This is a genomic window from Algoriphagus sp. A40, assembly GCF_002002735.1.
Taxonomy (GTDB): Bacteria; Bacteroidota; Bacteroidia; order Cytophagales; family Cyclobacteriaceae; genus Algoriphagus.
The window spans coordinates 208192-231685 of sequence record NZ_MUNY01000053.1 but is presented as its reverse complement, the minus strand read 5'-3'; the positions used below and the strand labels follow the sequence as shown (position 1 = coordinate 231685).

The 23494-nt window shown below is 42.5% G+C and carries 21 protein-coding genes; 18 read left to right on the top strand and 3 right to left on the bottom strand.

Going from position 1 to position 23494, the window contains the following annotated elements; translation table 11 throughout:
• Window positions 1–520: 520 nt before the first annotated feature.
• From B0E43_RS13295 to B0E43_RS13280, 4 genes are all read left to right on the top strand, one after another.
• On the top strand, window positions 521–1363 hold the full coding sequence (locus B0E43_RS13295; RefSeq protein ID WP_077350485.1) for a sensor histidine kinase: 843 nt from the start codon (window positions 521–523) through the stop codon (window positions 1361–1363).
• A 4-nt stretch (window positions 1364–1367) separates the two neighbouring features.
• Window positions 1368–2102 carry a LytTR family DNA-binding domain-containing protein gene (locus tag B0E43_RS13290; protein WP_168171947.1) on the top strand — a complete coding sequence of 245 codons (735 nt, stop codon included), beginning with the start codon at window positions 1368–1370 and terminating at the stop codon, window positions 2100–2102.
• 103 nt (window positions 2103–2205) lie between these two features.
• Complete coding sequence (locus B0E43_RS13285) at window positions 2206–2469, top strand: hypothetical protein (protein ID WP_077350481.1); 264 nt, start codon at window positions 2206–2208, stop codon at window positions 2467–2469.
• Window positions 2470–2482: 13 nt separating this feature from the next.
• Window positions 2483–3235 carry a hypothetical protein gene (locus B0E43_RS13280; protein ID WP_077350479.1) on the top strand — a complete coding sequence of 251 codons (753 nt, stop codon included), beginning with the start codon at window positions 2483–2485 and terminating at the stop codon, window positions 3233–3235.
• Window positions 3236–3641: 406 nt separating this feature from the next.
• Here B0E43_RS13280 and B0E43_RS22820 read toward each other — a convergent pair whose 3' ends face one another.
• Entirely contained in the window at window positions 3642–4046 is a 405-nt protein-coding gene (locus B0E43_RS22820) for a hypothetical protein (protein ID WP_139352763.1), read from the bottom strand.
• Window positions 4047–4060: 14 nt separating this feature from the next.
• Here B0E43_RS22820 and B0E43_RS13265 point away from each other — a divergent pair, with 14 nt between their 5' ends.
• From B0E43_RS13265 to B0E43_RS22815, 4 genes are all read left to right on the top strand, one after another.
• Complete coding sequence (locus tag B0E43_RS13265) at window positions 4061–4732, top strand: hypothetical protein (protein WP_139352762.1); 672 nt, start codon at window positions 4061–4063, stop codon at window positions 4730–4732.
• Between the two features lie 148 nt (window positions 4733–4880).
• Window positions 4881–6614, top strand: coding sequence for a hypothetical protein (locus B0E43_RS13260; protein ID WP_139352761.1), 1734 nt, complete (start codon window positions 4881–4883; stop codon window positions 6612–6614).
• 708 nt (window positions 6615–7322) lie between these two features.
• Complete coding sequence (locus B0E43_RS13250; protein WP_077350467.1) at window positions 7323–8156, top strand: zinc metalloprotease; 834 nt, start codon at window positions 7323–7325, stop codon at window positions 8154–8156.
• A gap of 346 nt (window positions 8157–8502) precedes the next feature.
• A complete protein-coding gene (locus B0E43_RS22815) occupies window positions 8503–8715 on the top strand; it encodes a hypothetical protein (protein WP_139352760.1) in 213 nt (70 codons plus the stop codon).
• Between the two features lie 30 nt (window positions 8716–8745).
• On the opposite strand, the gene B0E43_RS13240 is transcribed toward B0E43_RS22815, so the two are convergent.
• The gene (locus B0E43_RS13240) at window positions 8746–9060 is read right to left on the bottom strand and encodes a hypothetical protein (protein WP_077350463.1); all 315 of its coding nucleotides are present in this window, start codon (window positions 9058–9060) and stop codon (window positions 8746–8748) included.
• Between the two features lie 111 nt (window positions 9061–9171).
• On the opposite strand from B0E43_RS13240, the gene B0E43_RS13235 reads away from it, so the two are divergent.
• The 9 genes from B0E43_RS13235 to B0E43_RS13185 all read left to right on the top strand — a co-directional run bounded on the left by B0E43_RS13235 (window position 9172) and on the right by B0E43_RS13185 (window position 18648).
• Window positions 9172–9924 carry an HNH endonuclease gene (locus B0E43_RS13235; protein WP_077350461.1) on the top strand — a complete coding sequence of 251 codons (753 nt, stop codon included), beginning with the start codon at window positions 9172–9174 and terminating at the stop codon, window positions 9922–9924.
• Between the two features lies 1 nt (window position 9925).
• Window positions 9926–10417 carry a hypothetical protein gene (locus tag B0E43_RS13230; RefSeq protein WP_077350459.1) on the top strand — a complete coding sequence of 164 codons (492 nt, stop codon included), beginning with the start codon at window positions 9926–9928 and terminating at the stop codon, window positions 10415–10417.
• Window positions 10418–10501: 84 nt separating this feature from the next.
• Window positions 10502–11599, top strand: a complete 1098-nt coding sequence (locus B0E43_RS13225; RefSeq protein WP_077350457.1) for an AbiH family protein — start codon at window positions 10502–10504, stop codon at window positions 11597–11599.
• A gap of 197 nt (window positions 11600–11796) precedes the next feature.
• A complete protein-coding gene (locus B0E43_RS13220) occupies window positions 11797–12666 on the top strand; it encodes a phospholipase D family protein (RefSeq protein ID WP_077350455.1) in 870 nt (289 codons plus the stop codon).
• Between the two features lie 25 nt (window positions 12667–12691).
• The gene (locus B0E43_RS13215) at window positions 12692–13663 is read left to right on the top strand and encodes a hypothetical protein (RefSeq protein ID WP_077350453.1); all 972 of its coding nucleotides are present in this window, start codon (window positions 12692–12694) and stop codon (window positions 13661–13663) included.
• 86 nt (window positions 13664–13749) lie between these two features.
• Complete coding sequence (locus tag B0E43_RS13210) at window positions 13750–14493, top strand: DUF433 domain-containing protein (RefSeq protein WP_077350515.1); 744 nt, start codon at window positions 13750–13752, stop codon at window positions 14491–14493.
• 60 nt (window positions 14494–14553) lie between these two features.
• Entirely contained in the window at window positions 14554–15201 is a 648-nt protein-coding gene (locus tag B0E43_RS13205) for a DUF4433 domain-containing protein (RefSeq protein ID WP_077350451.1), read from the top strand.
• Window positions 15201–16256 carry a macro domain-containing protein gene (locus B0E43_RS13200; protein WP_077350449.1) on the top strand — a complete coding sequence of 352 codons (1056 nt, stop codon included), beginning with the start codon at window positions 15201–15203 and terminating at the stop codon, window positions 16254–16256. The genes B0E43_RS13205 and B0E43_RS13200 overlap by 1 nt, the downstream gene beginning before the upstream one ends.
• A gap of 907 nt (window positions 16257–17163) precedes the next feature.
• Window positions 17164–18648 (top strand): ATP-binding protein, encoded by a 1485-nt coding sequence (locus tag B0E43_RS13185; protein ID WP_077350443.1) that lies wholly within the window; start codon window positions 17164–17166, stop codon window positions 18646–18648.
• Window positions 18649–19168: 520 nt separating this feature from the next.
• Here B0E43_RS13185 and B0E43_RS13175 read toward each other — a convergent pair.
• The gene (locus B0E43_RS13175) at window positions 19169–20314 is read right to left on the bottom strand and encodes an IS110 family transposase (protein WP_077350439.1); all 1146 of its coding nucleotides are present in this window, start codon (window positions 20312–20314) and stop codon (window positions 19169–19171) included.
• Window positions 20315–22555: 2241 nt separating this feature from the next.
• On the opposite strand from B0E43_RS13175, the gene B0E43_RS13165 reads away from it, so the two are divergent.
• Window positions 22556–23218: a DUF6266 family protein gene (locus B0E43_RS13165; protein WP_077350435.1), complete on the top strand. Its 663-nt coding sequence runs from the start codon at window positions 22556–22558 to the stop codon at window positions 23216–23218.
• Window positions 23219–23494: the final 276 nt, after the last annotated feature.

The window sequence follows — 23494 nt, the reverse complement described above, 5'->3', positions numbered from 1 at the left end:
CCATCAATACGTCCGGTCAAATCTTAATTCAATATCAAAAATGAAGTAAGAAGTTATTCCTTTCCAATTAGGAACTCTAAGCTGAATTTGACCACTGCACAAGCTCCCTCTCCATGTGGAGATGGGGGACAAGCCGTCAAGAAATCTTCCTGTTGGAAGATTTTAGGCTTGGGCCAGCATGTAGGGTGGGCAGTGAAGGGTGAGGTAGGAGAGAGCCTGTCCCGCAGGATTCCATAACCGCCTACAAAGCTTCCGCACCCGAAAACAGCTCCGCGAACAACACTTAACACCTTAACAGACTACCCACCAACAGCTTCAGCGGACAACGTGACAACGCTACAACAGCACAGCAGACACCGCTACAACAGCGCAGCGGCTTAACCCTTAACGTTTTAACCCTTAACCCTTAACAGACTACCCGCCAAGCAACTACCTATTTTGTTTATTGCTGCGAGGATTGTAGGTGATTCGAATGATTTGTTGTAACTTAAAATGCTATTGAAACAAATCTTTCTGACTCTTGGGTGACATTTCTCACTTTCTAAATCTTCTTCAGGTAGAGACTCACGCCGTCAGTGTCACCATTCCGGAACAACCCCTGGATACCCAGATTCGAACCGCTGTACTTTTCGGGCTTTTGCCCGTCATTTTAGCTTTCTCTTTTATCGTCTTTGTGATATACCGGTCAAAACGCGAGACCGCATTCAAGCAGCGGGAAACCCAGTTGAAGCTCAGTGTCGTCCAGGGGGAACTCAAAGCCCTGAAAGCACAGATCAATCCGCACTTTATCTTCAATTGCCTCAACTCCATCCACCACTACATTCAAACCCAAGACTCCTATCTGGCCGGAACGTACCTGATTAAATTTTCCCAGCTCGTCCGCTACGTCCTCGAAAGTTCCTCGAGAAAGATGGTCGACCTACAGGAGGAGATGGAGAATTGCAAGATCTACCTGGAACTCGAGCGGATGCGGGTGAACGGCGCATTCGATTTTCACTTCACGCTGGAGGACAGCCTGTTGGGAAGGGAGATCCAAATACCTCCCATGTTTATCCAGCCTTTTTTGGAAAACGCAGTCTGGCATGGGCTCGCCGAGGGAGGCCAACTGTCCATCTCATTTGCCATCCACGACCCGGATCATCTGTGCTGCCTGATTACAGACGACGGCAAGGAAAAGACCGAGAAATCCAGCTTTGACCTGGCTCACAAGGTGAAAAAGACATCCATGGGCATCCAGCTGATGAAAGAGCGGTTTGATTTCTACAATGAACTGAATAAAACCAAGGCCGAATTTTCCATCCATAAGAACCCTGCGAATGACAGGGGAAGCGAAGTTCGGTTACTCATACCCTTTGAAGATTAATAATATGGGATACAAGACTGTTTTGATTGAGGACGAAAAGCATGCACAGGAAAATCTGATCAGGCTGCTGAATGAATATCCTGAATTCGAACTCGTGGGAATAGCAGCCTCTGCAGAGGAGGCGGAACTCCTGATCGACAGCGTCAAGCCGGACTTGGCGCTCTGTGATGTCATGCTCCAGAGCGGAACCTCTTTTGAGTGGCTTGCCTCCCGAACCCGGATAGACTTCGAACTCATCTTTACCACCTCCTATGAAGAATATGCCGTGCGGGCCTTTCGGATGGCGGCGGTGGATTACCTGGTCAAGCCCATTGATCCAACGGAGTTTGGGGCAGCTTTGGAGCGGTTCAAATCAAAGAAAAGTACCGGCCTGGTCCATCTCCAAAACCTGCTGGAAAATCTGAACAAACCCCCCGAAAAAGCAAAAGTCGCCCTTCCCAGCTTTACCGGATACATCTTCGTCGATGTGCATGACATCGTCCGCTGTGAATCCGACAATACCTACACCACATTTTTCCTCAAAGACAAGCGGCAGGTCATCGTCTCACGCACACTCAAGGATTGTGAAGAGATGCTGGAAGGCTATCGGTTTTACCGCATCCACAATTCGCATTTTATCAATCTGGATTACCTGTCCGAATACATCAAAGGAGAGGGCGGTCAGGTGAAGTTGACCGACGGGTCTTTCCTGGATGTTTCCAGAAGGAGAAAGGAGGGATTTCTAAGGGTTATACACTAGAAAAGGGTAGGGTACCGCCAAAATCTAACCGGAGGACGCCGGATTCTTAGTGGCTATAGGAATGCGAACAGCTTCAGGCGAGTTTAGATCATGATTTTGAGCGATGATTAAGTTAGTGACATCCACATTTGCTTTGAAAGGGGAGATATGGCTTTTCTTAGATGAGACCCTGATCTCCACCGGAAGTTCTGCAAAAGAACTTGACCTCAGCGAAGGTGAATACTATCTGCTACACTGGGTAATCAAAGGTACACCCGGCAGCGCTTACTCGATCAGCGTCTCCTCCCCCCGCGAGGCCCAGTATCTACTGACGAGCGTAATCGGGGATGCAGGGAAAGAATTTGGTGGATTTAGATTTTCAACTTAACTAATAATAAAACATGAACGATGAAACTCAAACTATTCTAAGCAAATCATTCAAGATCTCCTTGGATGAAGCGGCACATCTTATTTTGTCATTTCTGAGAGAGCCCAGATTAGGTGATTTGGCATTCAGCGCGGCAATTGGGGGAACCGTGTTGAAATCGGCTATAAAAAAAGAGGCTGGGATGATCTATAACGGATCAATGGCTTGGTACTGCCGCAATTTAGTGGGCCCGGGATATCTACCCGAACTATTCCTTGCCTTTGAGGATGGATCTTATGAGGTAGCCAAAGTTCCCCGTGCTCCTACCTCGGAAAAATTGATTTATACTGGCCGGCCGTTTACCTACAAAAGGGAGATAACTATGTCCGAAGTGCTTGACATGTTGAAGCATGATGAGATTCCTCTGGTAGCTGACTTGGAAATTAATAAAGCCGACGTAATGAATTGTATAAATAGACTTCCGAGTGATGATTTTGGTGATCCGTATAACAAGTTTCCCTGTAGCTTTTTTGAAAACCGGGGAGTCGTAAATCGAGATATGGATGACTTTCTTAGTAATGGGGCGCTGAAAGCTGTAAGGTATTATTTCGGATACGACACCAGCTATAGTCATACAAAATCCAATAGAATCCGGGTGATATTTGTAGGAGTGGACCAAGACGGAAGAAATATTGTAGGAGCTGACAACCAAACCATGGTCACATCCAGACTTGTTCAAAATTCCTGGCCGCCGCCACCTCCACCTTATACCGAACAGATTGACTAATTACTTTTAATGTTATAGAGTGAGTATACAAGAGTTTTCATCTTTTTCGATACTGGTTCCATTGGCTATTGCCGGAACAAAACTCAAAACAGGCGATTTAAAACTTCGCCTGTTTTTTGTGTTTCTCCTATTTGGAGCGGTAGTGGACGGAATCGGTTTTGCTGCCTATAAGGCTAATGAGATTTGGAAAATACACGGGTACTTGTTGGCCCTTTATCTTGTTTACGAGGCATTTTTTTTTCTTTGGATCGCCAGTTTCAATTTTGAACCAGGAATTCGATCCCGTATTAGAAACAGAATAGGAGTTGTTTTTATACTTCTCTTTCTAACCAAATTCTATTTTGATTTTTTTGAAGGGAACATCCTCTATTCTTCTATCCTCCAAACTTCTATTCTCATCGTGATTTCATTCATTATGGGGTTCTCGCTCTTGCGTATGGCGGAACAACGCGATGATATACTGTCTTATCCATGGTTTTGGATATTGGCTGGAATATTTCTTTACTCCTTCGGAACCTTTTTCATCGATGCACTCCTCTATTCTCAGATTATTGACCGGATCTGGTATACGAGAAATATAATTAATATCATCCAATACGGATTTTTTGTGGTCGGATTGCTCTTGTTGCCACGATCCCCTCGTCCCTAGATCAATCCCATTTTTTACATCAACTCCCGAAAACCCGCTTATTTCCACCACCTTCTGACTGAGCCTCACCATCTCCTTGTTTTGCCTGGTTTTCAGCGTGTTGAGTTGATAGATTTCTGATAGATAAGCCGCAGTTTCTGTTTGTTTTGAATAGGGCTGCATTAAATATCGGAATCATGAAGACTGCCTTAATTTTCTTACTGCTCCTTATCTCGGTTGAGGCATCTTCCCAAGACTCCACTGCCATGATCTCCAAATTGCAGGAGAAAGTAATAGCCCAGCAAAAGGAAATTGAGAAGCTGGAAACGGAAGAAGCCACACCGCAAAGCCCCGCAACGGCAGCGGACCCCTGTTTGGATTGCAAACCCGAACTCGGTTGGATGTGGCTATACGTATTGATGCCGGTCATTCTTTCCATCGGCGCTGCCTTGTATTTCATCGGCTGGCTAAAGAGGGAAGGATATAAGATCAGCAGTGCCCTGTCTGATGATGTGCCGGAGGAACGCCTGGAAGAAGTACAGGCGGTTCAGATGGATATGCTTAGGGCCCGGACAAGCATGATGGTCGCAAATGCTGCCGATCCCGCTAATAAACAAACTATCCCTCCGCTGTCTCCGGCAGATCAGCCCAATATTCCGATGAACCGAAGCAGCAGTCGGCTGATCGCCTTTTTGAGCTCCCTGAGTGCTTCCATCCTGGCTATCTGCATCTTTTCCTTCTACATGTATTTCGCAATCAAGGGCATGAAGGTTCCTGAATTCGAGGACCTCTGGCCCATCCTTACCGCCTTGGGGCTGGGTATAGTGCCCTATGCGACTAAGGTAATTAATGAGAAAGATGAGAAGTGAAATAGCCCACTGAATTTTAACCTCAACGATACTAAAAATGCAACCAAACTATAATTCTGATCTTCGAAGAAAAAATGAGCTTACTCATTCTATTGCATTAACGGTCAATGAATATGGGTCAGATTGTCGGTCCGAAAAAATATTCCGAATGCAGACTGAAAAACATTTGGGATTTTTTGCAAGTGATGATCTACTAAGTTCTAAAAAGAGCGTTTACAAAATTTCAGAACATTTTAAACCTGATATAAAGAGACTGTTCTTCAGATTTATATATGCTTTAGCTTTTTTGTTGCTTTGTGCTTCCTCGGTCACCGGACAGAACATTAGTAAAATTGTGACTTCCCGAGGGGATACAATTGATATGAAAGATCCTGATCAACAATTGAAATATATTCTTAACAATCAATTTGCAAAAATAATTGCAGGAAATACATTTGCTGGCCTTGGGAATTATGCGGCGGTTAGTACCTCAGACAACACCCTAGCAGGTTCATTAAATATTGTTTGGGAAAATAATATAGTTGGGATTAAAATAGGGGGCGGACTAACCGATGGAGTATCAACGCTTTTTGAAAATAATAATCTAAACACGAATGTTTCTATTGGAGTAAATTGGAACTTCCTTTTGGCTAATCCAGAAGTCTCAGTGGATTACATGGGGATTCAAAAAATAATTGAGCAGAATGAAGGAGTAATTAAAAAATTTCACACTGATAGTGTAAAAGCCCTGGGTTTTGAGAACGATCAAATTCTAAAAATCGAAGCTAAACAGAAAGAAATTGATGATCTCAATAGAGTAATGTCAATCCGAAGGAATTCTGAGTGGACAGACTTTTACCGAAGACAAGAGGCCTTACTGACGTATGAACTTGAGGGCCTACAAATTGAAAGAGTGAAATTTCGGACGAAAATGGATGAAATTATAGCTGAGATTTTGGCTAATAACTCCGGTGGGAATCTCAGACATGAAACTTTAAAAGCTGAAGCTTTTGAATTTGCATTTGATAAGAAAATAAGAGATAAGGAAAAAGAAATTAAGGCGATTCAAGAAGAGTTAGCCGTTCGTTCCGATCCTGTTAGAATAGCATTTGATTCGACAAAACTGGCAGTTCTTAATAGGGAACTTCAAGTATTAAATTATGACCTTTATTATTTCAATAAGGATATGGAAATTGTTAAACTTCGATATGAAAGAGAACTTGCACTAAGGAAGGTAGGAGCGGGTTTCGATTTGATTACACCTGATGATATTAGATTTAAGTGGATTACAATCGGCGGTGAGGCTAGTCAAAATTCATATAGTATATATGATATAACTCGTCCCGAAACTGAACGACTTAGCGATGTATCGGATATTACTCCTTCCTTTGTCGTTGCGTATTCAGGACTTTTAAATTCCCCATTGATAGGAGCTAAGAGAAAAGCTAGGCATGTAAAATTTTATTCATTTGGATTTAAGGGGGAAGCTGGAAACAATATAGACGCCCTTGAGGCCGCAGAATTTACGACTACAGATGTCGTAAATTCTAATCAAACAGTTGTCACAAAAAAAGATGCCTTCGTTGGGGAGTTTGATAAGAGTCAGTTATCAATTCTTTTCTTTGCTGACTACTATCAGTTTGTGGGAACGCGCGATAATATCGGTTTTCATTTAAGAGGTACAGTAGATGCTGGACAAGGATTTAAACCAGTTACCTCTTTACGAACTGGCTTAGTTTTCCCATTTACAGACTCAGAATCAGATGACCACGGGAGTTTTTTAAATCTAGAGCTCTTTATTGGAATAAATGATATTTTCGATCGTGCTGAATCTGGAAGTTTTTATAATAGAAGTGTTGCCGGTATTCAGGCAACATTCCCTTTAAGTTTTACAACACTTTAAATAATTATTTATGGCACATTTCTATGCGTATTGTGAAGTCCACGGTAAATGTGGCGAGAACCGAGAAACAGCAGAAAAAGCTGCGGAAGATTGCAATAATCATGTAGCAACAGTTTCGGGACCCCATGGTTTGGTTTTCCCCAGGTTGTCAAATAGGGAAATTGTTAATGGAATTCGGAGATATTCATACAAGAATTTGAAGGAGCTGGCTATTGGAAACGAGAAATAGAATCGCTAACTGAAAATGGAAATCCAATTTAGTGAGTCTAATTCACTTTGAAGCCTTAGTAGATCTCACTTATCTCGCGACAATTATTTCGTACGGTTGGTTCGTAATCAGTAGTAAAACTTGTTTTTAACTCCCTTAATTTACTTGAAGCCTCCATACATGGATAAGTGATTATATTCTTTCAGTTACATCTAGTCTAATGATTGTAAATCCACCTGCAGGGAGGGATGCGGATGGGTGAGGTAAAGCGAAAACACATAGCTATGTTTCGTCTTGACAAAAGTGATCAGCTATGCTTCTGGAGTAAAACCAGCATCAAACGCTTAGTGTATGATGTTGTCAAATAGTTAAGTCGGCCAAATTGGCTAATTTTAAAGTTTTTATTCAGCAATAGTTGCTATAACGAAGTTGAATGATCGGGGAGTTTAGTAGACACAAATGTTATCAAGCAATTAAAAACAACTTAAAAAAATATAAACATGGCATTTTACATCAACAACAAAGAGTTTGAAAGTCAAGAAGAGTTTTCCAAGTTTGGAAGAGGTTGTGCTACTAAGACTCCGTCTCCAATTGAAATACTAAGAGTGGATGAAGAAATTGCAGCCAATAAGTCAAAGAGACGACTATTTTCAAAAATTTCAATTGAAGTACGATTTCACCATATTACTTATGGAGGGAGAGGCCTCATCGCAAAAAGTCAAAGGGTCAAGCAAATAGAGTTACTAAATCTGGCCTTCTCAGGAGCAAATTTAACTTTCAAATATAGTGAGTCCACAGTCCACTATATTGATAACTATGGATGGTACTACATGGGACATGGTTCAGCAGCTGAAAGAGAAGCAAAATCGAAGTTAGGTTCTGATTCGAAAAAATGCCTAAATTTTTATACTGGTGGATTGGTTTCAGGATTGTTGGGCTGGGCTACGTTCCCATTTGACTTAGCTGGAGATCCTGTTTTGGATGGAGTTGTTGTACTCGATGAGTCACTTCCAAATGGTAGCGCTGCTCCGTATAATTTGGGAATGACCGGAGTACACGAAGTTGGTCATTGGCTAGGGCTATATCATACATTTCAAGGTGGTTGCAGTGGAATTGGTGACCATGTACATGATACTCCAGCTCATATCGAAGCCAATTATGGAGAGCCTGAAATTGGCATACCTCATAATGCTTGTATCGCTGGCGAATTCGCTCCTATAAACAACTATATGAACTATGTTGATGATGCATGGATGAAAGAACTTACGGATGCTCAAGTGTCAAGAGTTAAAGAACAAATTATGATGTACCGAACAGGACTTTTAAATACCTAATTAGAATAAATCATAGTGATAGTACGAGAGAGTGGATACGTACCCGTTGTGTCCGGCGCGGTCGGGTGACAACCTGTTAGAAAACAGCCCGGTGGGCTGTTTTAGGTTTGGGTCAGGCTGCAGGATGGGCAAAGTAACTCCGGCGTCTGGGTTTCGGGCTGAAGATTCCTACCCGCAACCTGGCTCCAAAACTTCCGTTTTTGCCACGTCTTGATTTTTTCGTTCTTTTTTATCAAAGCCTGTCCCGATTCTTTCGGGAAAAAAAGAACATAGAGAAATATACGGTCGAGGTATTCAGAGCGGAGTAAAACCACCAATTTACCCTTGTTCTTTAATTTTGTTACTTATGCAAACCTCACTATACGATCACCAACTCTTCGCTACCGACCAACCCCAAACCTGCCCTTCCTGTGGCCTTCGAGCTGAAATCCTGGCAGACTTCAGTCATACTACCAGCCAAACTCAAATCCATCTTTGTCCAGACCAGGACTGCGGGTCGAAGTTTGTGGTTTCGATGGAGTCCGTAGAGGATAACGGTATCCCAGAGCATGGGTATTAATATGCAGGATCGGGGGTTGGCTTGTTGGGTTTAAATCACATACCCCTTAACCACTCCTTCCAAAAACTCCACAATCTCGCGCCGGTCTGTGGCAGCCTCATCGGTATTTTCAAACTCCTCAAACTCATGCCATTCATGATCCGCCTCCGGATCATACGGCCGTGCATGAAGCCGGGGCAACCCCCAGTCCTGTGGAACAAAAAACTCCTCAGATATCAACTTTTTCCGGAGTAGGGCAGTGGCCACTTTCACGGACATTCCGGTAGGATTGACAAACACCACACTTCCAAATTCCTTGTAATTATGCGCATCCCGGTAGCGGTAGTTAAGGCGAATGTTTTTCATGGTACAAATAAATTGCAGCCTTCGGAATTCAAAAAATCTACTGTCACGGCTTGTCAGAGAACAATTCCATATTGGATTGATCGGAAAATTCTTTAGTTTGCCCTACTCCTTATGAACCAAACCACCTCCGGCAAAAGAAACCCCAAATGGCACAGAGATGAGATCATCCTGGCCTTGGATCTATACTTTCGGCTGGAGCCCGGTCAAATCCACGGGAGAAATCCCGCAGTGATCGAGCTTTCAGAGGTGATCAACCGACTTCCTATCTTCGACATTCGTCCCGATGCTGAGAAATTCCGAAACCCCAACGGGGTAGGACTGAAGCTGAGCAACTTCCTCGCCATCGACCCCAACTACCATGGCAAAGGGATGGAGTCATTTAGCAAACTCGATCAGGCGGTGTTCTATGAATTCAACCACAAGCGGGAAGAACTTGCCAGAATTGCCGACACCATCCGCCAGACAGTCGCCAATCCTCAGCTTCGGATGAAGCTCTATGAAATCCAAGAAGAACCTGAGGAGGAACTTCTGGAATTCAGGGAAGGGAGAGTGCTTTACAAGCTACACAAGTATAAAGAGCGGGATTCCAAACTGGTACTGCTGAAGAAAACCCAGCACCTCAAGAAATACGGAGCGCTGGACTGCGAGTCCTGCGAATTCAACTTTCAGGTCAAATACGGCGATCTTGGCAAGGGCTACATCGAGTGTCACCACCAAGTCCCCTTAAACCAATATGAGGGCATCCAGCAAACCCGCCTCGAAGATCTGGCCCTGGTTTGCTCCAATTGCCATCGAATGCTGCATAGGGGAATGGATATGATGGGGGTTAGTAAATTAAGAGAAATAATTAATCAGCATTTATAAAATGAACTTCAAGGCAGTACTATTTTTCTTTCTTTGTTTGAGTCACTTACATCTAGCAAAAGGACAATCTGAAAATTGCGGTACTCAAGAGACCAAGCTCATTGGGACTTGGGAATTTGTGGATTTGAGAGATTCCTCGGGGGCTAAGATTGATACGATCTGGCACGAGGTAGTGAAAGGCTACGAGATACCCAAAGGGCCACTGACGGTCTTTAGAGAAGATGGAGTTTATACCAAACAGTTCACGCCAGAAAATACCGATCAAGGGATGTGGTGCTACGATACTGACAACTCTAGGATCATCCGAAAGCATTATTACAAAAGACCTTACAGTCCTTCCGCAAAATATATGATAGCAAACGGCTATGCGATTCAGGATGAGAAGGGGGATTATTATGAAGTACAGGTGGATTCGGTCATCAAACTAACTCCGGAAACTTTGATCATTTTAGAAGAGGAGAATAGGCAAATGGAATTTAAAAAACGAAAATAATAGCCATAACCTTTCAGATATCCCATAATTCTAACTTTCTACCTATGCAATCCAGAGATAGCTTTGGATTTTTATTCTAGATAAATGAACCGATTAATCATTATAGGCAACGGCTTTGATCTTGCTCATGGTCTGAAAACAAGTTTTAGTGATTTTATAGCAGATTATTTCTGCACTGTGATGAGGGATGTAGCTAAAGGTAAAGACTATACCGATCAACTGGTACAGATAAAAGTCAATTCACGCGATTTTTGGGAATTCAATAATCCGCTTGAAAATCCTATAAACAGATCAATGATTTTTGAGGTGATTGAGAGAGTTAGAAAATCTCCTAGGTATGAGTTTAAATTTATCTCTCCCTTATTGGAAAGAGTCTATTCGAAATGCTCTGACTTATTGTGGGTTGATATTGAAATAGAGTACTTCAATATTTTATTAGATTCTAGGAAAAAGGAAAAGGGAGTCAATCAACATGGACTAGTTAAGAGTTTGAATTCTCAATTGGAGTTTCTTAAACAAAAACTCATTGAATATTTGAATAGACAACAGCTTGAATTTGGAGGGGCTCGGGATAGAGACTCTATTCTAGAATGTTTTTGTAGTGATATTAGATTCTATGAAATTGTGACTGTCAAATTGGAGAAAAGTAAAAAGCCTGATAATTTATACTTTTTAAATTTCAATTATACAAATACATTTCAGGCTTACGCGGAAGAGTGTCACAAGAAAATACCATCAGATTGGAACTATATTCATGGTGAATTATCTAATACGAATGGCAAACCGATTTTTGGCTTTGGTGATGAATTAGACAAGAGATATTTGGAGTTTGAGGATGAGCAGAACAACGAACTCTTCAAGCACATCAAGTCTTTTGAATACCTTCAAACAAAGAATTTCTATCTGCTAACCAGATTCATTGAAGCTAATGATTTCCAAGTACACATCTATGGGCATTCTTGCGGACTGTCTGACCGAACAATGTTAAATCAGATTTTTGAGCATGTGAACTGTAAATCCATTAAAATCTTTTATTACAAGGCTAGCGAGTCTGAAAATGATTTCACTGATAAGACGTATGAGATTTCAAGACATTTTAAAGACAAAACGATGTTGAGAAAAAAATTGATTTCCTTCGTTCTTTCCGAGCCGATGCCTCAGCCGGGAAATATAAATCAGTGAGTTTTAGTTGAGGTTAGAGGGATTTAGACTGTTTTCCACTTCGGATTTGTATGCACTTTAATTAAAACTCCCCCATTTCACCCCCAAAAATACCCAGTACAGGGTATTTTCTCTTAAAGAAATTTTTAGGTTCTTACGCTCCGTGATTTGAAAAACACCCTCCAACAAACCCTAAACCCCAAAATCACATAAACAATATGAGTAAATTTTTGACTGGCAACGCTTTAGTGGATGCAATTGATGAAATCATTTGGGATGCTAAAGACACATTAATGATTGTCTCACCTTATATCAAATTGGATGATCACTTCAGAAAACTCTTTGACCAACAAAAAAATAACCAAGAACTTCACCTGATTCTTGTCTTTGGGAAGAATGAGAAATCAGTTCAAAAAAGCATGAACAAAGATGATTTTGAATATTTCAAACAATTTCCAAAAATCAGTATTGTCTATGTCCCAAACTTGCATGCTAAGTATTATGGAAATGAATCTAAGGGAATCATTACCTCCATCAACCTCTATGATTATTCATTCAACAATAACATAGAATTTGGAGTCCTTTCCGAGCAAAGCCTTTTCAAAGCCTTCTCCCGGTCACCGAGCAGTGATGATGAAGCTTGGGAGACCTGCATGGAAATAGCAGATACGAATGAAGTGGTATTTATCAACAGACCCATTTTTGAAAATAAAAAAGGATTGCTGAGCAGCAGCAAAAATTACAAGGGATCAAAGGTGCTCTTCGATTCCACCGAAAAATTCTATGGATTAATCAAAAAGAACATGCCAAGTCCCCAAAAAATGTTTGATTACCCAGAGGAATTGGACTCCAATGAAAGCCAGGTAGAACGTCCTGTCAGACAAGTTCAGACTGTGGCAGAACACTCTCATGGTTTCTGCATCAGAACAGGCATCCAAATCAAATTCAACCCCAAGCAACCCATGAGCGCCGAGGCCTGGAAGTCATGGAATAAGTTTGCCAATGAGAATTACCCGGAAAAGTTCTGTCACAAAACCGGTCAGGCTTCCAATGGGAAAACTTCCATGAAAAATCCTATCTTGAACTAAAGCAACCAACCCAAAAAAAATCCAGATGACCATCAAAGAAGCCATCCTCAAAAGTTTGGACGATATCAACGCGGTTACGAACTACCTGGAGGTCTATAACCACATCGTAGCTAAAGGTTATTATGATTTTGGTTCGGCCAAAACTCCTGCTTCAACAATTTCAGCTCAACTGGGAGAGTTTATTCGCAACGGGGATTCCAGAGTGAAAAGGATCAAGCAGGAGGGCGGCACCTATTCCTATTATTTGACCAAGAATGAGCCCGAAATAGGAATCGAAATCCTTTCAGGCGAGACTTTGTTGGATTCGGATAAAACACCCAAACCTAAGACCAAATCCTACCTCGAGCGGGACCTGCATATCCTGCTCAGTAGCTACCTCAAAAATACCCAAATCTATTCCCGAACCATCTTTCACGAGCAGTCTACCTACGGTAAGGACAGCAACCAGATCTGGAGCCATCCAGATATGGTCGGAGTCAAGTTTCTTAACCTCCAGACCAAAGTCAGCCAGAACTTCCTGAAGTCCATCAATAGGGTAGACACCTTCAAGCTGAGCTCTTACGAGGTCAAAAAGGAAATCAACTCGGACTCCGAACTGAAGAAGGCCTACTTCCAGGCTGTATCCAATTCCAGTTGGGCAAATTACGGTTACTTGGTGGCCTTTGAATTTAGCGACAGCCTCTCGGAGGAGATGGAAAGACTCAATCAATCCTTCGGGATCGGGATTATTAAACTCAATGCCAATCCTTTCAAAAGTAAAATCCTCTTTCCTGCCAAATACCGGGACCTGGACTTCAAGACCATCGATAAGCTTTGCAAGATCAACCGGGAATTCGAACAGTTTATTGAGCAGACCGACCGCCTCCTCACGGCTCAGGAGCGGTATTTTAAATCCACTGAAAAGGAACTGGAGGAATACTGTGACCGGTACTTCGAGAGTGATTCGGATATTGAGCTGTACTGTCGGGAAAAATCCATTCCCCTGGATTTAGACTGAGCAGAGCAAAGTACCCCAACTTCTGTCACTTTTTGGACTGGAGTTACTTCCCAATCGGTTAATTGGATATCTTTAAAAGCCAAACCATGATCGCTTTCGAAAATAAACCTCAACTCGGCTCAGGCATCTTCACCATCCGGGAAGTGGCCTCCATTCTGCGCATTCCCTATCCCAAGGTACATCGCTGGGTAAAGGAGAACTGGGACGGCAGACTGGGAAAGCAATTCCAGACCCAATACTCCTGGATGACAGAAGGTTCCAGGGCGGTAAGTTTCCATACCGTTGTAGAACTCTACTTCATGATCCAGCTGGCAGAGAAAGGCGTCAAGACCGCCGAGGTGCTGCTTGCACATCAGAAGCTTTCCAAGATCTACGGCACCCACTTTCCTTTTGCCCAAAAGCAGGTATTGGAAGAAATCCAGACCGACAGTAAACGGGTGTACTGGAAAAGGGGGGAGGACATCGTCTCACTCAATGGGTCCGACCAGTTTAACCTGAATATCATGCGGGTATTTTTCAAAAAGCTCGAGTTTGGTGATGGGGATGTGGTATCCAAACTTTGGCCCTTGGGCAGGGAAAATGCGGTGGTGATCGACCCGGCCCGTAAGTTCGGCCATCCCATCATCGAGGGAAAGAATATCTATCCAGAAACCATCTTTGAGCACTTTAAAGCAGGGGACCCTATTCCCTACATCGCTAATATCTATCAGATTACAGAAAAGGAAGCGAAGGATAGTGCCGAGTTCTGTGATTTCTCCCTGTTGATGAAAAAAAACAAAGTAAACTATAATTGCAAACCAAAATTAGGCAACTTGCAAAATCATTTATAGTTGAAATAAATTACCTTCTGAAGTTTAGAATCTAAAGAATGAGGATCCTATAGAATTAAAATGCCGGGACAGAAACCTGAAATAATAAGAGTTTTTAGAATAGTTCACATTAACAATGTGGAGTATTTGCTTAGCCATGGCATGTTTACCCGAAATCATGAATTAGCCGACCCGAATTATATCAACATCGGGGATAATGGATTGATTGCACAACGAAGTACCTATTCGGTAGGGATAAATCCACCAAATGGTGTTTTAGGGGATTATGTGCCGTTTTATTTTGGACCATTGTCCCCCATGTTATTAAATATTAAAACTGGACATAGAGGAATTACTCAAAGACCTCAAAACGAGATTGTGTACATTGTTTGCAGAGTTGAAGCAATAGTTGAACAATGTCAAGAATGGTGTTTCACAAATGGACATGCAAAAGATAAACTATCTCAATTTTACAATGATTTAAATGATTTAGATCAGGTTTATTGGGATACGGTCGGACTTAGGTATTGGAATCCAACCGAGAGTTACCTAGATAGACAGGTTAGAAAACAAGCAGAGTTTTTAGTTAAAAATCATGTCCCTACGACTTGCATTAGCAGCATCATTGTACTAGATGAACAAAGAAAAGCTATCGTTGAAGAGATCATTAATCGACTGGGTATGAAAATTCCAGTCCATGTCAACCCAAATAATCAATTTTACTACTGATGCAATATTTAAAAGGAAATTTGTTAGAAGCTAATACCCAAGCATTAGTGAATACAGTGAATACAGTTGGGGTTATGGGAAAAGGAATTGCACTGCAATTCAAAGAGGCATTCCCGACTAATTTTAAAATCTACTCAGCTGCTTGCAAAAAAAAGGAATTGCAAACAGGTAATTTATTGGTGGTTAGGGAACAGACCTTAAATGGGGAAAAAGTGATTGTCAATTTCCCGACCAAAACGGAGTGGTTCATGAAATCCAAATATGAATATATAGAAGAAGGGTTGAATGAATTAGCCAAAGTCATTGAAAAGGAAAAAATTCAAAGTATTGCAATTCCGCCCTTAGGCTGTGGGAATGGAGGCTTGAAATGGGAAAAAGTTAGACCAATGATTGAAGAAGCTTTAGGTCATTTGAGCCATGTTGACATTCAGGTATATGAACCCAATGATGCGGTCAAGGATATTCTTAAAGCGCAAAATGCTAATAAAGAAATAAAGTTAACCCCTGCTCGGGCAATGATACTTTATGCCATGTTCTTTTATGAATCCCTTGGAGAAAATGCAAGTCTTTTTGTGGCAAATAAGTTGGCGTATTTTCTTCAGCGATTAGGAGAAAAAAGCTTAAATAAACTCAAGTTTGAAGCAAGCCATTATGGGCCATATGCGGTTCAAGTCGAGCACTTATTGCATAATGTTAATGGAAAATATTTAAAGGGCTTGGAACAAATGAATGCAAAAGCCTTTGAACCTTTGGAATTACAATATGATAAGATAAAGGAAGTTAGCGACTATGTAAAAAAGGAACTAAACTCAGACCAGCGAACAAGACTCTCCAACCTAATCAAATTGATTGATGGATTTCAGTCAGCCTTGTCTTTAGAAGTATTAGCTACGGTGGATTTTGTTAAGAAAAGTAATCCAGGGATTAACCAAGATGAAATTTTAGAGGCTATTCACAAATGGTCACCTAGGAAGCAAGAATTATTTCAAGAGAAATATATTGTCATTGCTAACAAACATTTGTTTGAATATGGTTATCGTTTGGGTATTTCATAGAGTTAAACTATAAAGAATGGTTCAAATTAGATTTAGACAAAGCTCTCAAACACTCCCTTCCTCCTCACCTTTTTCTATTTCACCCTCAAAAATACCCTATACTGGGTATTATAATAGTCTTAATCTTTTCTGTTATTAGCCCTGCCAACTCACTACCACCGCTCTGCAACCCGTTTACCCATCCGATGATCCCTGCATTCCGGTTTCTTCTGATTTTCGTTCTTCTGGTTGCTTCTGTTTCCGCTCCGGCGCAGCCGGAGAGTAAGGTATTTGTAACCAAGACCGGAGCCAAATACCACCGCTCTACCTGCAGCTACGCGCAGACGGGTGACCAGGATCTTCAAGTCTACAACTGCTCTATCGCCCTCTCCTAAAGGAGAGGGAGGGGTGAGGTAATTGAAAAATACCCTGTACTGGGTATTTTTTGTCACTTAATTTTTCCCTTTCTTGATCAACCAACTTTCTACCACCGATTTGCTACCCGTTTATCCCACCGATGATCCCTGCATTCCGGTTTCTTCTGATTCCCATTCTTCTCTTTGCTTCAGGCTCCGCTTCGGCGCAGTCGGAGAGTAAGGTATTAGTCAACAAGACCGGAGCAAAATACCTCCGCTCTACCTGCCGCTATGCGCAGACAGGTGACCAGGATCTCCAATCAACCACTGCTCGATCGCCCTCTCCTAGAGGAGAGGGAGGGGTGAGGTAGAGGAAGCAGCGCCACAACCAATGCCGGTTCCCGGTGCTCCCGAAAAGCATCGGCAGGAAGTAGTTATTGCTGGCAGCATGTCGGGTAGGATGATAGTCCAATTGAAAATTGGTAAGGATATTAGAGTGAAGTTGCAAACTTCACTCAGTCAGAACGATAATTTGACTACAACCGAGACAGGCTTTGAGATAGATATAGACTATGGCTAAAAAACAATATTCTCATAGAGACTTGATGCAGCTGGCGATTGACGTGATGAATAAAAGCGTTAACGAGCCTAGGCCCGATGGCAAGGTTCCGCCAAAAGTAGGAGCTGTGTTGCTTTTCCCTGATGGGAGAATAGAAACAGCCTTTCGTGGTGAACTTAGAGAAGGGGATCATGCAGAATTTACCTTGATCGAAAGAAAATTGGCAAATGTGGATTTGGAAGGCTGTACTTTATACACAACGCTTGAACCTTGTGTCGAGCGCAATTCTCCCAAGGTGCCCTGCTGTCGAAGAACTACTAATGCTCGCATTAAAAAAGTCTTTGTTGGAATAGAAGATCCCGATCCAACAGTCGATGGGAAAGGGATTAGCCATTTGGAACGACATGGCGTAGAGGTGAAGATGTTCGACAGGGAATTTCAGCGAATCATAGAAGCTGAAAATTCTGCCTTCATAAAACAGGCGATAGAAAGGAGAAAAGAAACTGAAGAAGAGGTGGAGAATTTCCGGTCTTCAATTGAGCTTCCTATTGCAAGTTATGACAAGAGCAAATTTTCTGATTTAGCCTTACAAAAGTTTATCACTGAAGCCAAACTTGATTTTAAGCTATCGGATGAGGCTTTCTTGGAATACTTGGCTGACTTTGGAGCAATGGAATGGGATCAGGCTAAAAAGCAGTTTGTCCCTACTGGTTATGGAGTACTGCTTTTTGGGAAAAGTCCACGGACAAGATTCAAGAATGCTGTATTGAAAGCCCATGTAACCTATGAGAATACCAAAATAGAACCCAAAGATTTTGATGATGCTTTAGTTCTTCTTCCCGACCAAATTGAGGACTGGTTAAAAAAAGTTTTACCACTTTCTAAAGATACCAGTGGATTTAAACGAATAGATGTCCCTGATTTCCCAATTGAAGTGTTACGTGAAGCGATTGTGAACGCTTTGGTTCATCGAGACTATGAAATAGAGGGGGCAAAGTGTGAAATCAAGATCGACGGGAATAAGATCACCGTAACCAGTCCAGGTAAGCCGCTCCCGGCAATTACTTTGGAAGACCTTAATACCTTTGAAGCACCCTCCTTAAGCCGAAATCCGATTATCACCTATGCATTCAGCCTGATGGATTATGTAGAGGAGAAAGGTTTTGGAATGAAGACATTCAAGTCATTGAATCAGGAATACGGATTACCAATTCCTAAATACACGTTCAAAGAGCCTTTTCTAACTTTAACTTTCCCAAGGAATACTGAAGCTGTAAAGGAAGTGATTGGTAAAGGCAGCATAGATAACTTGAGCGAAGTTGAACTGAAAAACTTTGAAATATTCAGAGGTAAACGTCCTGTATCAAAGTCGGAGTTTGTTGATTTCACAGGATTGGCCGCTAGAACCGCAGAACGTTACCTGAAAGATTGGACAGATAATGGGTTGCTTCGTAAGGTCGGATCAGGACGAAGTACCAAATATTTAATGAATGAGTAGTTATCTCGCCAGCAACTCGCCAAAGTGGCGAGGTAGAATAAAGTATAAAGATCATCGAAGTCTATCTCGCCAACAACTCGCCATTTTGGCGAGATTAATGGTTTCAAACAAAAACTGGAATAAATGAAAGAGTAAGTAAAGGATCAAATGGGGAAGTAAAAGCTTTGAAAGCTACCGAAATGTAGGGCAGGCAAATTCCACTGAGCTCAAAAATCAATTTTACTAACCTCCAGAAGGCGCATCTAAATAACTAAGATGGATTGTATTTTAAAAAATTTAGAATCAGCTATCCCGATTACCGCATTAATTGCAATAACTCTTTTCATTGTAAGAGAGGTCCTTGACTTAATAAAATCAAAAAGGAGATCTAGCCGATCAAAAAGTGCTTTGAAGATGCTTTTGGCATATGAGCTGGAACTGAATTTCTGGAGCCTAAAGCACTTCTTTAATTTGATAAAGAAGCTCTCAGAATATGAGGTACTATCTTTCAAACCAAGAGTTTTTTTGAAATTTTTTACCTTTACGATACCGGAGAGGAAGCATGCAGTGATCGTTCACTTGGATGTTTACCTTGTGTAGTGCCGACTTGATCGGCACTACTTTTTTCAGCTTTTGCAAAGCTGACCGGAGAGGGAAGCTCCAGCTCCTGTTCTTTGGATATTTTGGGTTGATACTCCTGGTTAAATGGAGTGTTGTTTTTCCATAATGCGTAGATGGTGGTTAGAATTTTCTTTTGTACAGCCACATAACTTTTCATTTTCAATCCATGCTTTTCGAAGGTCCGATTGAAAAGGTTGCAGAAAGGTTTGACTTGGTAGGTGACAGCCTGAAATGCGGGCATGAACATCGCCCGCCTGATTCTTGCATTACCTTTTTTTGAGATTTTGGTTTTTCCGTTGTGCTTTCCCGACTGGTTTTCGATGACATCATATCCAGAATAGCTGACCAGCTGCTTACTATTTTCAAACAGTTCAAAGCCGTTGGTTTCGGCCAGTACGATGGCAGTGGTCAGTAACCCGACACCTTTGATCGTACAGATGTTGCAGACCTTTTCCCAGACTTCTTCTTCGGATTGGAAAAGGTTCTTGATGGTGGTCTCGAGTTGTTCGAGCTGCTTGTCGATAAGTTTGATCATATTTTCCAACTGTTTTTCAACCGCTTTAGAAGAATACATACCGTTTTTGATGGCGTGGAGCTGGTTTTTTGAACTCGTCTTTTGTTCCTGCAAGCTTTGGTGGTGTCTGGTTAGGGATCGCAGTTCATAGAAATACCTTCCAAATGGAGACCAGATAGACAGGCATTGTTCTGCTCCCATCTGGGCAAGGCCCTTAGCGTCTATACTGTCGTTTTTAGACTTGTTTCCCAGCGATTTGAGATAATTCTTCGCTTTATTGGGTAAGACCACTGAAACAGAATAGCCCTTTTCAAACAGGTATAGGGCACAAGACTCATGGTAATTGCCAGTGGCTTCCATACAGATGACCAGAGGAATGCTTTGGTCTTTATGGTTTTTCCGGATCCAAGTATCTATGGATTTGAAACCAGCTTTGGAATTAGCAAACGTTTGGGTGGTTTTTACTGTAACCTTTTGACCGTTATCTATAGTGGATAAACAGCCGTTGATGGATTTGCTGGAAATATCCAGTCCGACAGAATATTTTAACATAGAATATGATGGTTTAAAAAAACAGGATCCCCTCTAATTCTTTACTCATAATATGGAACATTGAAAGAAATAAACCCCTCATGTTTAGGTACTATTCAGATTCGAAGAGGAAAGAATAAAGGTGTGATTCCTTGCGCCCAGTATCAGCATTGCCGTACATAGTCTTCGAGTCAGGCTACACCTTTATTCTGTTTTTTGATTCAATTTAAAGATATGAGTCTTCCGACTTGTGCTTTTTTGTATGCAGTCTTCAGACTGCTTTTTTGACACCTCCCAACTTCCCATTTTTAACCTTTAACCATTCAAACTTCCCGCTCCGTACCTCGGCATCGACAGCCTTTTCCATACAATACCCCTGCGCCGAGGTCAATGGATTTTGATCTTTTTTTTACCGTGGGTTCCGCTGTGCTCTACCCACGGCTGTTACAAATGACCCCTTCAGGGTCGGGCTCACGAATCATACATGCGACATCCTTCCAACACCTCGCCTCCGGCAGAGACAAACCCCCATTAGGGCAAGTCTTCCGACTTGTGCTTTTTTGTATGCAGTCTTCAGTCTGCTTTTTTGACACCTCCCAACTTCCCATTTTTAACCTTTAACCTTTCAAACCTCCCGCTCCGTTCCTCGGCATCAACATCCCTGTCCCTTCGATACCCCTGCGCCGAGGTGAATGGATTTTGATCTTTTTTTACCGTGGGTTCCGCTGTGCTCTACCCACGGCTGTTATAAATGACCCCTTCAGGGTCGGTCTCACGAATCATACATGCGACATCCTTCCAACACCTCGCCTCCGGCAGAGACAAATTATGGTTTGGAGGGCGCGGTCGGGGGACAAACCGTTAGGAAACAGCCCGCCGCGGTGGGCTGTTTTAGGTTTGGGCCAGGCTGCAGGGTGGGCAAAACAACAGCAGCGGGGTGCGCGGTGGCCTAGTGCTGTGGGAGCTTTGCTGCGTCTTGACCTTTTGGTCCTTTTGGGTCAAGCCAAAAGGACGTAAAAGAAAATCACAACCGAAGTTCCTAAAGGCCTTACCCAAAGCCTTCCAACTCCCAATACCCCATCTCCGTTCCTCGGCATCAACATCCCTGTCCTCACGATACCCCTTCAGGGTCGGGCTCACGAATTATACATGCGACATCTTTCCAACACCTCGCCTCCGGCAGAGACAAATTATGGTTTGGAGGGCGCGGTCGGGGGACAAACCGTTAGGAAACAGCCCGGTGGGCTGTTTTAGGTTTGGGCCAGGCTGCAGGGTGGGCAAAACAACAGCAGCGGGGTGCGCTGTGGCCTAGTGTTTGCTGCGTCTTGTCCCGATCGCTATCGGGAACTTTCTTTTTCATCAAAGCCTGTCCTGAGCATCGCAGCGTATCGGGAGAAAAAGAACAATGAGAAATCAACTATTGAGGTTCCCAAGGCCTAACCCAATGCCCTCCAACTCCCAATACCCCATCTCCGTACCTCGGCATCGAGTTTACGTTACCCACATTATTCTTGCGCCGAGGTCAATGGCCTTTTACTTTTTATGCCGTGGGCTCCGCTGCGCTCCACCCACGGTTATTAAGATTAGGCCCCTCCAGGGCCCTTCCCAAACTGACAACGTGCAGCGGACAACCAGACAACTGGATAACCAGACAACACGACAACGCGAAGCTGACAACCCGACAACCCGACAACGCGCAGCTGACAACCCGACAACGAGCAGCCGCTAACCGGCATCAAAGCACCACCAAAGCACCACCAAAGCACCATCAAAGCAGCATCAAAGTAGCATCAAAGTAGCATCAAAGCTACATATAGGCTAGGTTTTGGATATACCGGGGATTCATGTCAAGTCCACAGATTCCACAGATTCCACAGATTCCACAAATTCCACAAATTCCACAGATTCTACTTTCGGTTTGATTTTCAGTTCCCCACATTCAGATTTGGCCATCTTTCACCAAAAAACATTCTGAACATGGCATAAAAGGGAACCTTCCTAAAAGCCTGATCCGCATAATCCTCAACTCCCGAAATCGGGATGCATTGTCAAGGTCCTGTTATAGGATTTACAATCTGCCCTTTTACTGCTTCCCAGTTAGAAAAATCAAAGAAGCATAACAATGAAAGACTATTCTAAGACCAATAACTAAACAATAGAAGTGCAATTTGATATTGATCAAATATTGAAAAATGATTAATAACTATTTGATTATTATTACACTTGTGTTAACTTAATCTTCCGGATATCAATTTTTAAACTATGGGAAGAGTACAGGGAAGTATACTGGAAGGGATAAGGGGTAAGGTAGGAAACTTGGTGTTTTACCAGTTGGATGGCCAAACTTATGTCCGAAAAGCTCCCGGGAAGCAAAGTAAGGCTACAAAAGCAAGAACCTCCGAAGCGAAAAAAATCAGCCAGTCTGTAAATACACAGACCCATAAATTTCTTCGTTTTTTTGCCCACCTAATCCGTTTTGGATTTCAGGAATGGGAAATTGGTGGAAGGAAAGCCTACCATGCTGCCGTCTCGTTTACGGCCAAAAACAGTTTTTCTTTTGTAGGTAGCAGCAGGGAAAAGGTTCTGGATATTTTCCTGGTTAAATTAAGTAGCGGATCCCTTCTTGGACCGGAGGAACCCAAGGCAGAAAGGACAGCTACCGGAGTTTTGTTTACCTGGAGGAACAACTCCTGGATTGCAGGTTCCAATCCCCGGGACGAGGCTTTTTTGGTATTGATTCATGAACACCGGGAAAAATCAGTCTGGGAGTTTAAGGGAAATTCAAGAGAAAAGGAAAGCCATTTGTTGGCCTTACCATTTCCTGAATCGGGCGATAAATGGCATGCCTTTCTGGCGTTTAGCCAGGAGAATGCCTGGACCAAGAATAGAACATTCTCTGATTCGGTTTATTTGGGTGAGGTTTGATCCAAACCAATAATCATCCAACTTCTCTCATCCCACACTTGTGCTGAGCCCTGTCGAAGCATCCACACCCAACCCTTCTTTTTCTCCATAGAATCTGTCAATCGAATGATTTTTCAATCGAAAAACGAACTTTGAATAGGGTAGTGGGGGTTGTTTGGTCTTTGGAGACAGCTGGAAATTAAGCCACCCCAGGACTGAAAGGCCGAATTATTTCAACCTAGCTCGTCAGGACTGGGAATCTCAGGCGACCCAACTCCCAGTAAGCCTGAAAGGCCG

Bases quoted from the DNA above. Each gene is read 5' to 3' on its own strand.
- B0E43_RS13265 (WP_139352762.1), top strand. From the start codon at position 4,061: ATGAAGACTGCCTTAATTTTCTTACTGCTCCTTATCTCGGTTGAGGCA.
- B0E43_RS13280 (WP_077350479.1), top strand. From the start codon at position 2,483: ATGAACGATGAAACTCAAACTATTCTAAGCAAATCATTCAAGATCTCC.
- B0E43_RS13185 (WP_077350443.1), top strand. From the start codon at position 17,164: ATGGCTAAAAAACAATATTCTCATAGAGACTTGATGCAGCTGGCGATT.
- B0E43_RS13290 (WP_168171947.1), top strand. From the start codon at position 1,368: ATGGGATACAAGACTGTTTTGATTGAGGACGAAAAGCATGCACAGGAA.
- B0E43_RS22820 (WP_139352763.1), bottom strand. From the start codon at position 4,046: ATGCAGCCCTATTCAAAACAAACAGAAACTGCGGCTTATCTATCAGAA.
- B0E43_RS22815 (WP_139352760.1), top strand. From the start codon at position 8,503: ATGCAAACCTCACTATACGATCACCAACTCTTCGCTACCGACCAACCC.
- B0E43_RS13210 (WP_077350515.1), top strand. From the start codon at position 13,750: ATGATCGCTTTCGAAAATAAACCTCAACTCGGCTCAGGCATCTTCACC.
- B0E43_RS13175 (WP_077350439.1), bottom strand. From the start codon at position 20,314: ATGTTAAAATATTCTGTCGGACTGGATATTTCCAGCAAATCCATCAAC.
- B0E43_RS13240 (WP_077350463.1), bottom strand. From the start codon at position 9,060: ATGAAAAACATTCGCCTTAACTACCGCTACCGGGATGCGCATAATTAC.
- B0E43_RS13285 (WP_077350481.1), top strand. From the start codon at position 2,206: ATGATTAAGTTAGTGACATCCACATTTGCTTTGAAAGGGGAGATATGG.
- B0E43_RS13260 (WP_139352761.1), top strand. From the start codon at position 4,881: ATGCAGACTGAAAAACATTTGGGATTTTTTGCAAGTGATGATCTACTA.
- B0E43_RS13235 (WP_077350461.1), top strand. From the start codon at position 9,172: ATGAACCAAACCACCTCCGGCAAAAGAAACCCCAAATGGCACAGAGAT.
- B0E43_RS13200 (WP_077350449.1), top strand. From the start codon at position 15,201: ATGCAATATTTAAAAGGAAATTTGTTAGAAGCTAATACCCAAGCATTA.
- B0E43_RS13165 (WP_077350435.1), top strand. From the start codon at position 22,556: ATGGGAAGAGTACAGGGAAGTATACTGGAAGGGATAAGGGGTAAGGTA.
- B0E43_RS13230 (WP_077350459.1), top strand. From the start codon at position 9,926: ATGAACTTCAAGGCAGTACTATTTTTCTTTCTTTGTTTGAGTCACTTA.
- B0E43_RS13220 (WP_077350455.1), top strand. From the start codon at position 11,797: ATGAGTAAATTTTTGACTGGCAACGCTTTAGTGGATGCAATTGATGAA.
- B0E43_RS13225 (WP_077350457.1), top strand. From the start codon at position 10,502: ATGAACCGATTAATCATTATAGGCAACGGCTTTGATCTTGCTCATGGT.
- B0E43_RS13215 (WP_077350453.1), top strand. From the start codon at position 12,692: ATGACCATCAAAGAAGCCATCCTCAAAAGTTTGGACGATATCAACGCG.
- B0E43_RS13250 (WP_077350467.1), top strand. From the start codon at position 7,323: ATGGCATTTTACATCAACAACAAAGAGTTTGAAAGTCAAGAAGAGTTT.
- B0E43_RS13205 (WP_077350451.1), top strand. From the start codon at position 14,554: ATGCCGGGACAGAAACCTGAAATAATAAGAGTTTTTAGAATAGTTCAC.